Raw genomic sequence first — 12,657 nt, forward strand, 5'->3', positions numbered from 1 at the left:
CAAAAAGGACTTAAGAATTTTGATAACTTTTTGATGTATTCTGGCTTATAATGGCTTTAAATATTTCATAGGAAACACGTTGAACTATCGCTATAGCTATATTTTTACCGCTTTACTTGCTTTAGGGCTTATCACACTTATCGCTCAAGTGTTCAAAACAGGACTAGGGCTTGTGAATATTGCATTAATTCATCTCATCCCTATCATGGTGGTTTCCCTTCGAGGCAATTTTCTTGCAACATCTTTTATTGCGATGATCGCCATTGTATTTTTTAACGTTCTTTATGTGCCTCCCGTTTACAGTTTCAATGTCTATGATGTGATTTACTTTTGGAGCTTTGCTATTTTTTTATTGGTGGGCTACATCATCACATGGCAAGCTCAAAAAATACAAACCAATGAGATACGCGATATTCTTCTCAGCACGCTCTCTCACGACCTTAAAACACCACTTTCTTCTATTTTAGGCTCAACAACGCTCCTTTTGGAGGACACGAAAATGAGCGAACACGCACGAAGAAACCTCTTAAATGACATCAAACACAGCTCCGATAAAATGCACCGACTCATCAACAATCTTTTGGATAATGCACGACTAAAAGACAAACGGCTCAAACTTCATATGAATTGGTGTGATTTGGAAGATAGCCTAAATATCGCGCTGAACGACTTTGAAGAATCCTACATCGAGCGCCATGTCACCGTCGATATAAGCCCTAATCTTGAGCTGTATTGGGGTGATGAAAATCTTTTGAATCGTCTTTTTGCCAATTTATTGGACAATGCGTTTAAATACTCCAATCAAAATAAACAGATTGTGATTCGCCTCTTTCAAGAACCTAAAAAGGTGAAAATCACTTTTTTTAACGAGAGCAATCCCTTTAAAGAACATGCCCTTAAATCGATGTTTGACAGATTTTATCGTCTTGAAAATACGGGTGATATTTCAGGCAGTGGCATTGGGCTTTTTATTTGCCATAGCATTGTCACCGCACATGGTGGAAAAATCAGTGCTTACAATCAGTACAATGGTATCTGCTTTGAAATCACTCTGCCCATTGCCAAACGCCCTAAAAACCTGCAAAATGAGCTTTGAATGAAATCCAATGAACTCATTTTACTCGTTGAAGATGACGATGCGATAGGCAAAATTCTTCAAATCTCTTTAGAAGAGTTTGGCTATAAAACACGCCTTGCCAAAGATATAATTCATGCTAAACGTGAATGGATAACACAAAATCCCTCATTGCTCATTTTAGATATAGGGCTTCCTGATGGTGATGGGAAGAGTCTCATCTCCTTCATACGTCAAAAGAGCCAAACACCTATCATCGTTCTTTCCGCACGCAGTGACGAAAAAGAGATTATTGCAGCACTCGATATGGGCGCAGATGACTATGTCACAAAACCGTTTTCAACCCACGAATTGCTAGCGCGCGTGCGCTCAACGCTAAGACGTACAACCCAAGAAAATGTACCCAATACGCTTACATGTAAAGAGCTCACCATTGACTTTACATGTAAAGAAGTTTTACTAAACGGTACGCTTTTAAAACTGACCCCCACAGAGTACCATCTGCTCTCCTTTTTGATGCAAAATGCCAACAAAGTGCTTCCGCATCAGCATATTTTAAAAACCATCTGGGGTGTCGGGTACCAAAATCAAATGCAATATTTACGAACCTACATCAATACCTTACGTAAAAAAATCGAAAAAAATCCTTCGCGACCGCTTTACATCACCACAGAAGCGAGCATTGGCTATCGTTTTTCATGCACACACGAAAGAGACACATGAATCAAAAAACACTCAAAATCATCTTTATAAGCTATCTTCTGGTTGTTTTCGCTGGCGCTTTGATGCTGATGCTCCCTTTTGCACACATCGGTAAACTAAGCTTCATCGACGCACTCTTTACCTCCACGTCTGCGACGTGTGTTACAGGGCTCATTGTGAAAAGCACCTCAGGAGATTTTACCCTCTTTGGTCAATCCATCATCTTACTCCTCATCCAAATCGGTGGTGTGGGATATATGAGTATCGTCACCCTCTTTTTTTTATTTATGAAAAAAAATCTCAACATCCATGAAAAAACAATGGCAAAAGAGTCGCTCAATTATTCAAGCAATTCAGATATTCAAGATTTTTTGAAAAAAGTGTTTCTTTTCATCTTTTTGATTGAAACGCTTGGCGCACTCATCTTAACCGTTCGTTTTTGGATGGACATACCCTTTCCGCAAGCCTTGTGGCAAGGCATTTTTCATGCTATCTCTGCTTTTAACAATGCGGGGTTTTCTTTATTTACCGATAGCTTGATAGGATACAACAGTGATTTTACAACGATTGGCACGGTTGGTTTATTGATTATTATCGGTGGTATTGGTTATCTTGTTTTGGTCGAACTGTATTTCAAAGTCTCCAAAAAAAAATTTATGCTCTCAGCTCACACGAAAATTACCTTGCTAGGAACATTGATTTTGCTCTTTTCAGGCATGATACTCTTCCTTGCTATTGAGTGGACTAATCAAGGCATTTTTGCATCACTCACCCTGTATCAAAAACTGCTCAATAGTTTCTTTTTATCGGTTAACTTTAGAACATCTGGCTTTAATAGCCTAGACCTCTCGCAACTCAGCGACGCATCCTTGTTTTGCTCAACGCTTTATATGATGAGTGGAGGAGGTGCGGGAAGTACCGCAGGGGGCATTAAAATCACGACCGTAGCAGTCCTTATCATCGCAACACTGCACACGATGAAACTGAGCAACCAAGCACCCTATGCTTTTAAAAGAACCATTACCCCTGAAATCATCAATCGTGCTTCTGCGATTATTATCGTGGCTTCATTTATCACTATCTTGGCGACTCTTCTTTTGGTCGAAACCCAACACACTCCGTTTATGAAAACACTTTTTGAAGTGGTGTCTGCGTTTTGTACCGTAGGCGTTTCGGTGGGCAATGGTGACATCTTAAGCTTTTCGGAACAATTTAATACCTTTGGAAAATCCACCATCATTCTTTTGATGCTAATCGGTCGTGTGGGTATTTTTGCGTTTGGATTTTTACTCATTGGTAAGGAAAAAACAAAACACATACAATACCCTGAGGGAAGGATTTTATTATGAAAACATACGCCGTTATCGGTCTTGGAAAATTTGGATTTAACATTGCTAAAAGTTTGGCAGAACAAGGTGCGGATATCATTGCTATCGACAATGACCCACATAAAATTCAAGTCATTAGCGAATACGTTGAAGATGCACTCATCCTAGACAGTACTGACATCAAAGCATTACAAGAAGCAGGTGTTGTAGGGCTTGATACCGTCATCATCAGTATTGGTGAAAATATTGAAGCGAGTATTTTAACACTCATGGCACTTAAAGAGTTGGACAATAAAAATATCATCGCTAAAGCCATCACCCTAACGCATGGCGAAATTTTAGCAAGGCTAGGTGCGTTTAAAATCATCTATCCTGAGCGAGAATCTGCCCGTAAATTGGTTGAAAATCTGGTGGGAAATGTCGTTATTGACCAGGTGGATTTTAGCAGCACCATCAAAATTGCTAAATTTCTAGTGACAAAGTCTCTTCTTGGCAAAATGATTCAAGATATTGAAGCCATGTTTGAAAATGAGATTCACCTTATCGCCTGCAAAACACGTGACAATTGGAAATTTGACGTGGATAAAACCTATAAAATTAGGGAAAATGATATGCTCGCTTTTATTGGTAAAAAAACATTTATTGAGAAACTAAGAACCATGACAAAAAGCGAAAGCTAATCTTTACATGTAAAGCTTCTTTTACGCAAAATGCGTTATAACGCTTTACATGTAAAAGGAGCAACCATGACCTACGCCAAACTAACACCCGAAGAAGAGCATATCATTCTTCATAAAGGTACAGAAATGCCTTTTTCTGGTAAGTATAATAGTTTTTATGAAGAGGGGACTTACCTGTGTAAACGCTGTAAAACAGCGTTGTATCGATCCAGCGACAAATTTCACTCAGGGTGTGGATGGCCTAGTTTTGATGATGAGATACAAGGCGCTATCAAACGCATCACCGATCGTGATGGCAGACGCACTGAAATTCTGTGTAACACCTGTGGTGCGCACTTAGGGCATGTCTTTGAGGGAGAAGCTTTGACACCTAAAAACACACGCCATTGTGTCAACTCCATCTCACTCACATTTGAGCCTGTAATCAAGTAGTTTTTTCTTTATGCTATAATGCCCACTTAAATTATTTTAAAAGGAATTCTGTATGACCCAAAGCGAACCAGACTCGTGTAGCTTAACTCTTCTTGTTCTAGGAGCAATCCTATGACTCTACTGCTCACCTATCTTTGTCTTGCAATCTCTGTCTCATTTTTATGCTCCATTCTTGAAGCCGTACTGCTCTCAAGTACCAATTCGTACATTGAAAGCTTACCAAAAGAGGGAAATGAAGAAGCCATTGAGAGACTTAAAAAATTAAAATCTGACATTGATAAACCCATTTCATCTATTTTAACCGTCAATACATTTGCTCACACCATGGGTGCCGCAGGAGTAGGAGCGCAAACCCAACTTCTTTTTGGTGAGGAGTGGCAAAGTGTAGTTGCCTTTGTAGTCACACTCTTAATTCTCTATTTTTCGGAAATTATTCCTAAAACCATAGGAGCGCTTTATTGGAAAAAACTTTTAATCTCATCCGCACGCATCATTGATTTTTTAGTTCTGATTACCACGCCCTTTACATGGATTTCATCCCTCTTAACACGATTTATCTCAAAAAATAAAAAACAACACCATAACTATTCTCGTGATGAGATTATGGCGGTCATTGCTATGGGCGAGAGAGAAGGTTCGATTTTGAGTAAAGAGAGTGATTTGATTGAAAATCTCTTAAAACTTAAAAATATTAAAGCCAAAGACATTATGACACCACGCAGTGTTGTCTTTGCCCTTCCTGCTACAACCACCATTGAAGATGCCATTGAGGACGATAGAATGTACATTCATTCACGTATCCCTATTTTTGGCGAAACCCTTGATGATGTTATTGGCATTGTTTTTAACCAACGTATTCTTGAAGAGAGTGTTGAAGATCACGATACCACCACGTTAGAGCAAATATCGCACGAAGTGCATATGGTCTCTGAAAACTTGCCTGTACCTCATTTAATTGACCAATTCATCAAGCGTAAAACACACCTCTTCGTGGTTTTTGATAGCTACGGACAAACCGCAGGCGTTGTTACACTTGAAGATGCTATTGAAACCCTGCTTGGCGTTGAAATCGTAGATGAGATGGACGAAGTCGAAGACATGCAACTCTTTGCCAAAGACAGAAGTAAAAAATTTCAAGACCGCATTAAAGTTGAACGTAAAAAACTCGAAAAAGCAAAAGTAATCTGATATTAAGGAGGCTTACATGTAAAGCCTCCTCATCCTTAATCTGCCCCACAAACACATGGGTGTGTGATTTGGTGACACGAAAAATCTCATCCTTTATACGCCCCTCTTCCTCTCATTTTTGCAAGGTTTTATTCGCTATGCTTATGCTTAGCCTTAAAAAGGGGATGCAGATGAAAACCTACAACTATTGTTATGAAGAGGGTTTGCTAGAAGATTTGATTGATTTTTCAATCATGAAAAATGAAAAAAATATTTTGGTGCAAATTTTTTGTGGTCAAGAAAAACAGACTCTTGATTATGTGAGTAAAACCATTCTTAAGCATCTTCCAAATGCTATTTGTATTGGGACAACAACCGATGGGGAAGTCTATGGAGCGTCAATTACTACGCTAAAGACCATTATCTCTGTAAGTATTTTTGAGAAAACCTTTCTTAAAACGGCCTTTGCCAACGATGAAGATTCCTTTCAATGCGGAATCAATATCGCATCGAACTTGGTTACCCCGCAAACCAAACTGCTCATTCTCTTCTCCGATGGTACGCATATGAATGCTGAAGAGTTTTTAAAAGGTGTAGAATCTTTTGATGCCAGCATACCCATTTGTGGTGGAATGGCAGGTGATAATGGGAAATTTGAACAAACCTATATTGTTTCTCAAAACACACTTCTTAGTGCAGGCGTGGTAGGTGTCTCTTTAAATTCTGACGTGCTACATGTCGCCACAGATTTTAAATTTGATTGGAAACCTATTGGCTTAACGCACACAATTACGAAAGTAAAAGAGAACAGGGTTTACCTCATCGATGATACATTAGCTTCACATTTTTACGATAAATACTTAGGCAGCGATTTTTCCCAAACCGAATTTCCTCTTATTTTAGAAAAAAATGGCGTTACGATGGCACGTGCGGTCATTGCAAAACATGAAGATGGAAGTTTAAGCTACAGTGGCAATTTAGAAGAAGGCGATCAGGTAAGAATTGGCTTTGGAGACGCTGAGTCACTCATGAAAGACCCCATTGAGGTTTTAGACAATTTGCATACCATCAATGTAGAATCCTTCTATATTTTTTCCTGTATGGCACGTCGAAGGTTTATGCCCTTTCTCATTAAATTAGGCATAGGTTCGTTCTCAAAAATTGCTCCAGCATCTGGGTTTTTTACCTATTCTGAATTTTACCATCATAACGGAAGCAATAAACTGCTCAATCAAACCTTAACCGTTGTAGCACTAAGTGAATCTACCAAGCCTCTTAGTCTATCAAAACCTACCGCCCATGAAGATTCTAAAAAAAACACCTCGTATTCCAAAACCATTCAATCTCTCACCCATCTCATTGAACAAAGTGCCAGAGATTATGACGAACAGTCCAAACGCCTAGAAGAGCAAATGAATTATTCCAAAAATCTTCTTGCCTCACATAAACAATTTTTACGCTACACGGTTCATGAAATGAACACGCCTTTAAGTGTTATTATGAGCAATATTGAGCTTTATGAAATGGAATGCGGAAGAAGTGTTTATTTGGAAAATATTGAAGTGGCTGTTAAAAGTATTTTTTCGATGTACGATGATTTAAGCTATTTAGTCCGTAAAGACCACGTACACTATCCCAAATATAAAATTGATTTAGTAGATTATATTCGTAGTCGTATTGATTTTTTTGCACAAGTTGCCAATATTGCCAAATCACTGTTTATTTTTACGTCAAATTGCGAAAAAGCCATTATCTTTTTTAACGAAACAAAATTGCAACGTATTATTGACAATAACCTCACCAATGCGATTAAATATACCTTTGAAAATAAAGATATTCTTGTCTCCTTAAAACAAGAAGACGGACGTTACCTTTTTTGCATTACCTCGCATTCACGAAAAATTCAAAAACCTGAAAAAATCTTTGAAGAATATTACCGTGAAGAAAAAGCTCAAGATGGTTTTGGCTTGGGACTCAATCTTGTTAAAAGAATTTGTAAGGAAGAAAATGTAACCATCTCACTGCAATCGGATGAAAATCAAACATCTTTTTGCTACGAATTTAAGGTCAATGCAACATGAAAATCTTACTCCTAGAAGATGATATTTTACTCAATGAGTCCATTGCCACGTACCTTAGCAAAACGGGGCATTGCATCACTTCTGTAAGAGATGGTAGCCTTTGTTTAGAGATTTTAGAGAAAGAAAGATTTGACCTTCTCGTTTTTGATATAAATGTTCCTAACGTCAACGGATTGAGTATTTTAGAGACACTACACGCACACAAAAAAATCATTCCTGTTATTTTTATCTCGGCATTGATTGATATTGAAGATATATCCAGAGCGTTTGAGTTAGGGTGTTTTGATTATTTGAAAAAACCCTTTCATTTAAAAGAGCTAACACTTCGCATTGATAGAATTTCAAAAACCGCCAAAAAAGTAATGTGCCATAAACGACTCTCTAGCTCGTACAATTTTAATTGCGAAAATATGACCTTGTATTTTCACGACGAACCGCAAGTCTTATCCAAACGCCAACTCAAAATCATAGAATTTCTCACCCTCAATCGAGGCTTCGTTTGTAGCTACGATATGTTTCGAGAAAGTGTTTGGGATGATGTTGACACCTACGTTGATGACGCCACCATTCGCACCGAAGTCAATCGCTTAAAAACACATTTAAAAGAAGATTTTATTCTCAACATAAGAGGCATTGGCTACACCATCAAAGTCCCTACACCCTAAAGTATTTTAGTTTTACATGTAAGGCTATTGCAATACCACAACATACGTGTGTTCAGGAATTTGAAGCAGGGTTTTGTAAGACAAAGGCTTAGGAAATCCCCTTAAGCCTTTGTCATCGCCTCAATTTTTTTAAATAATTTTTGAGTATTGTAAATGCTAATACCTATCGTTGCAAGAAGTAAAATAAACGCCAACGCCAAAGAGAAGCTAAGTGCTAAAGGAATCTTTTTTTCCTCTGCTTTTAGAGGCATAGTATCAGAAGATGTCTCCTTCTGTTTTGGCTCACTCTTTTCAAAACCACCTTTTGGTGCAATGCCCTCACGACGTACCTGATGCCCAGGTCCGCCATCTAAAATAACTTCATACGGTATTTTTGGAATTTCTAAAACCAATTCACTGCTATTAGGCAATCTTTGTTGCACTAAAATCTCTTCGCTGCCTAGCATTTTTAACTTCACCAACGCCCCTGCTGCACTCTCTCCTGTACTAAATTCACCCTTAATACTTAGTGTACCATCATCGTTATCCCCAACATGCATCAACAACGTATGTGCATAAAGCCACAGTGGCAAGGCAAACAAACATGCAATTTTTTTCATACACTCTCCTCTTTTTTTCTCCACAATAAAGGTATATTTTCTGCCTTTTTAGGCAATTTTAGACCCACATACACCAGTAAACTTCCAAAGCCCATTAACGCAAGGTCCCAACCAAAAATGCCATGGGCTAACACGATGCCTTGATGAAACAGATGAAGCAAACTCGCCCCTATAAACAATGCCCCACCTAAAATGAGGAATTCTTTAGAAGCTCGGTAAGAATCAAGTCGGTAAAATGCCCAAAAAAGTGTTGCTAGCCATGCATTGTAAAACAAACCTTTTTGCCACAACAGCCTATCGTGTATCTCAAAAGGTAAAAGCCATTGTAAAACAAACAAAAGCGCTGTAGCAGGAAGCACGCCGACCATAATGCTTAAGGCAATTTTGCTCATCCAATGGTAAAAAGGCAAAGCTTCATGAAACTTTTTTGCCTCTTTTTCAAGCCACAACAAAACCCCGCACGCAAGTGCCAAAGCACTTGCCATCATCAACAACGCCACACAGATACGACTGATGACATCAACGCCAAATAAAAAATGGAGAAAAAATGTTGCTTCAGCAAAGAAAACACTCCAGGAGCGCTCTAAAACGTTTTGATGCGTTATCAATGTGCCATCAACAGCGCTAAGTATCACACTTGGTTTGTTAAAAACGCCTCCGTTTAAAAAGGGTTTGTAGGGATCATAGCCTTTAAACTCTACCTGTGCAGTTTTATCGCTCCAGTTGATCAATCGTATGGTTTGAAACGCAATCCTCGCATCCACCTTTTGCGCCAATTCCATTAAATGGGCGATAGGAAGCATGGGTGCGGATTCATTAAAGGGCTCATGTACCTCATCTTTTGGAAACAAAACAGGTCCAATAATCGCATCAATACGACTCTCTTTTCCTCCGCTTATCAGCTTTGCCATTGGCAAGGCACTGATCAAAGAGAGATTCATAAACGCACCGCTTAGCACAATCATCAAAAAGGGAAGAAATGTCCACGTAAAAATCTTTACATGTAAAGTCGAAAAAAGTGCACGGGGTGTTTTAAAACTCTTTTTATAGGAGAAGATCATAATTAAAATCACTCCAGAGAGCACAACACTCATCACCCCAACAGCGCTAAAACCAAAGAGAAAACGCCCAAAAAAGCTCCCTATGACACCAAACCATTCTTTATCAAAATTGAGCATTTTGCCATAATGCAGTTCATTTAAAAATTCCGCTAAATACGATTGTTTGCCCTCATCTCTCATTTTTTCTCCGCTAAGAGGATTAAAATAAAGAGGTGCTGCAAAACGATGAGAGACTTTTAAGGCACTCTCATTCATGGTACCTGGCAAGGTTATTAGCAGATTATTTTTAGGAAAGGTGGGGTCGTCTAAAACCTGCTCTATCATTTTTTCATAATCAATGTGTGTATGGGAAAGAGAACCAATATGCCGTGATGGCTTTTCCCACACCTGAATATACGGTATGAAAATAGCAAATACCCCAAAAAAAACACTGATATACATCACAAAAGAGACCAACAATCCTAGGCTTACATGCGTCCGTAAAAGACGTTGTTTCCATGCTTTTGACGTATCAACTTTATCCATAAACGTATCCTAAAAAAGATGAGAAAAGAATGGTTGGAACCACAAAACGAAGCAGTGCGCTAAGTCTTGTAGGTGCCAATGCAATCCACAATGCAACCACTGACCATGCAAGCGTGTTGTACAAAAGTGCAATCACTGCTAAATCAGATTTGAACGATGGGTACAAAAAAACCATACTGCACATCATCACATACGAAAGCACCAAACCGCCAAAAATGGCGGTGAGGATGCGAAAGAGCCCTATTGTTTTCCCGTTTGGCTCAGGCGTGGCTAAAGAGCGATAAAGGTTCATTTTAGACGACTCTTCTTAGAAACGGTAGTCAAAGCTCACACCAAAGGTGCGTGGTTGACCCACTTGTGCAAAGGTGCCACGGTAGTTATACAAGACCTCTTCATCAAAGGCATTTTTAAGATAGGTGCGAATCGTGTAATCTTTGGTCTCGTAGCCTAGATTAAAATTCACCAAGGTATATTTGCCTGCTTTAAACGTATCTAAATTATTGATCCCTGTATAATACTCACCCACATAATTTACATCACTGCCAAAGAAGAAGCCTCCGCCAAAATGCTGTGTAAAGCCTAAACTTCCCGTAAAATGGGGCGCATGGTTAAATTCATTGCCTTTAAAGGTTGTTCCCTCTGGTGCTTTGGTGATTTCGCTTCGTAAAAATCCAAGGGCGCCATGCACCTCTAAATCAGAACTTAACCGATAGCTTGATTCGGCTTCAAAGCCATAGCTTTTTCCCTCAGGAACATTGGTAAAACGCTGTCCCAAGCCAGAACCTGCAATCCCTTGATAATCGCTGTAGTCATTGTAAAAAAGATTGGTATTCAGCGAAAGTCTTTTATTCAGCATCAAAGAGCGTGTGGTTGCCTCATACGTCCATACCTCTTCTTTATCATACTCATAATAGGTATACGTATCCCATGTTAAAGAGCCACCTCCTGGGTTATACCCTTTGCGTGCCGTAAGACCAATGGTGTGTTCAGGTGTGAGTTTATAATTTAGACCAACTTTGGGTAAAAACATGGTCTCAGCGACATTAGCATCCATAGGTTTGGTATTGTACGTTACATCACGTTCTTGATGCTCCCGCTCAATGCGCCCACCAAAAATAACATCCAATTTCGTGTTTACATGTAAAGACTCTTCAAAGTAAAACGCAAGAGCATTAATCGTATCATCGCTATCCATGGTAATCTGTTTTGCAATATCCGTTTTTTGTGCACGGTGGTAAAAATAAAGCCCTGCCATACTGGTAATGAGTCCCTCTTTTGGGTTATGCACCAAACGAGGCTCTAAGGTTATGCTCTTTTCATCAATGCTCATATCCATCGCTGTGGGTGCTTGTTCAAACGTCGTTTTGGTCTTGCTATACCCTGCTAAAAAGTAAAAGGTCGTCTCATCATTGAGAGCATACTCCACATCGGTGCTAAGCATATGGCTTTTACTGTCACCATAACGCACAAGATTAGAGGGGGCAGAAACCAAAAAGGTATAATCTGAAATATCTGAATTTGGGCTAATTTCATTCATATACCCACCCTCACTCTGCTTATGCGCTGCTGTCATTTTAACCGTCAAGCCCTCTATATCTTTGGGTATCCACAACACTTTGCCTCGAACACTGCCTTGCTTCATATCAGAAGGATCCCACGGTGTGTTACTTCCCTCATAATTCATAAAACTATGCCCGTACACGCCCTCCATACTTAAACGCATTGCCAATTCATTTTCCACTACAGGACCTGAAATCATCGCCGCAAAGAGTGCTTTATCTGACTCATTTTCATACCCAATGCGCACTGCACCCTCAGGCTCAAACGTAGGATCTTTAGTGCTAACAACTACTGCCCCACCGATGCTATTTCGTCCTTGCGTGGTCGATTGAGGCCCTCGTAAAACCTCTATTTGCTCCACATCCCACGAGCTTGCATCCATATAGCGTTGCCCGTTCCATGCCTCACTTAAGCCATCCACACTGGTACTAATGCGTGGACGTGTTCCTGAAAGTACTGCAAACCCTCCAATAGCAGGTCCAGCGCCATTGACACCCCGAATAATGGGAATATCAGAAGGATTATTAATCATATTGGGAACCTGCGATGCAACGTCATAAATCGATTTGTTATCCGCTTTTCCCACAGAATCCCCCTTAAACACACTAACAGCCGTTGTGGTCTCTTGCATCGAACGCTCAATTTTTTCACCCATAACCGTTACTTCACTAAGTTCAACCGTTGTATTTTCCGCCAATGCAAATGAGGGTAAAAGAGCACATACCACCAAACTTCTTTTCCATATATTTTTCTTCCACATACCTATCCTTTTTTGTCTCAAT

Annotated in this window: 12 protein-coding genes; 8 read left to right on the top strand and 4 right to left on the bottom strand. The window is 39.4% G+C overall.

The window, feature by feature from the left end:
* Positions 1-79 precede the first annotated feature (79 nt).
* The 8 genes from SULBA_RS07525 to SULBA_RS07560 all read left to right on the top strand — a co-directional run bounded on the left by SULBA_RS07525 (position 80) and on the right by SULBA_RS07560 (position 8,130).
* On the top strand, positions 80-1,096 hold the full coding sequence (locus SULBA_RS07525; RefSeq protein WP_014769686.1) for a sensor histidine kinase: 1,017 nt from the start codon (positions 80-82) through the stop codon (positions 1,094-1,096).
* Positions 1,097-1,798, top strand: coding sequence for a response regulator (locus SULBA_RS07530; RefSeq protein WP_014769687.1), 702 nt, complete (start codon positions 1,097-1,099; stop codon positions 1,796-1,798). It begins immediately after the preceding gene.
* On the top strand, positions 1,795-3,126 hold the full coding sequence (locus tag SULBA_RS07535; protein ID WP_014769688.1) for a TrkH family potassium uptake protein: 1,332 nt from the start codon (positions 1,795-1,797) through the stop codon (positions 3,124-3,126). The genes SULBA_RS07530 and SULBA_RS07535 overlap by 4 nt, the downstream gene beginning before the upstream one ends.
* On the top strand, positions 3,123-3,785 hold the full coding sequence (locus SULBA_RS07540; protein ID WP_014769689.1) for a potassium channel family protein: 663 nt from the start codon (positions 3,123-3,125) through the stop codon (positions 3,783-3,785). The genes SULBA_RS07535 and SULBA_RS07540 overlap by 4 nt, the downstream gene beginning before the upstream one ends.
* 66 nt (positions 3,786-3,851) lie before the next feature.
* Entirely contained in the window at positions 3,852-4,217 is a 366-nt protein-coding gene (locus tag SULBA_RS07545) for a methionine-R-sulfoxide reductase (protein ID WP_014769690.1), read from the top strand.
* 111 nt (positions 4,218-4,328) lie between these two features.
* Positions 4,329-5,405 carry a CNNM domain-containing protein gene (locus tag SULBA_RS07550; RefSeq protein WP_014769691.1) on the top strand — a complete coding sequence of 359 codons (1,077 nt, stop codon included), beginning with the start codon at positions 4,329-4,331 and terminating at the stop codon, positions 5,403-5,405.
* Positions 5,406-5,575: 170 nt separating this feature from the next.
* The gene (locus SULBA_RS07555) at positions 5,576-7,465 is read left to right on the top strand and encodes an FIST N-terminal domain-containing protein (RefSeq protein ID WP_041671827.1); all 1,890 of its coding nucleotides are present in this window, start codon (positions 5,576-5,578) and stop codon (positions 7,463-7,465) included.
* On the top strand, positions 7,462-8,130 hold the full coding sequence (locus tag SULBA_RS07560; protein ID WP_014769693.1) for a response regulator transcription factor: 669 nt from the start codon (positions 7,462-7,464) through the stop codon (positions 8,128-8,130). Before SULBA_RS07555 ends, SULBA_RS07560 begins: the two co-directional genes overlap by 4 nt.
* A 101-nt stretch (positions 8,131-8,231) precedes the next feature.
* Here SULBA_RS07560 and SULBA_RS07565 read toward each other — a convergent pair whose 3' ends face one another.
* The 4 genes from SULBA_RS07565 to SULBA_RS07580 are packed head-to-tail and all read right to left on the bottom strand — an operon-like array spanning position 8,232 to position 12,635.
* Positions 8,232-8,729: a hypothetical protein gene (locus SULBA_RS07565; protein WP_014769694.1), complete on the bottom strand. Its 498-nt coding sequence runs from the start codon at positions 8,727-8,729 to the stop codon at positions 8,232-8,234.
* The gene (locus tag SULBA_RS07570; RefSeq protein ID WP_014769695.1) at positions 8,726-10,315 is read right to left on the bottom strand and encodes a PepSY-associated TM helix domain-containing protein; all 1,590 of its coding nucleotides are present in this window, start codon (positions 10,313-10,315) and stop codon (positions 8,726-8,728) included. Before SULBA_RS07570 ends, SULBA_RS07565 begins: the two co-directional genes overlap by 4 nt.
* Entirely contained in the window at positions 10,308-10,607 is a 300-nt protein-coding gene (locus tag SULBA_RS07575) for a hypothetical protein (protein WP_014769696.1), read from the bottom strand. The genes SULBA_RS07570 and SULBA_RS07575 overlap by 8 nt, the downstream gene beginning before the upstream one ends.
* 15 nt (positions 10,608-10,622) lie before the next feature.
* Complete coding sequence (locus tag SULBA_RS07580; RefSeq protein WP_014769697.1) at positions 10,623-12,635, bottom strand: TonB-dependent receptor; 2,013 nt, start codon at positions 12,633-12,635, stop codon at positions 10,623-10,625.
* Positions 12,636-12,657 lie beyond the last annotated feature (22 nt).

Origin of the sequence: Sulfurospirillum barnesii SES-3 (assembly GCF_000265295.1) — a bacterium.
GTDB lineage: Bacteria > Campylobacterota > Campylobacteria > Campylobacterales > Sulfurospirillaceae > Sulfurospirillum > Sulfurospirillum barnesii.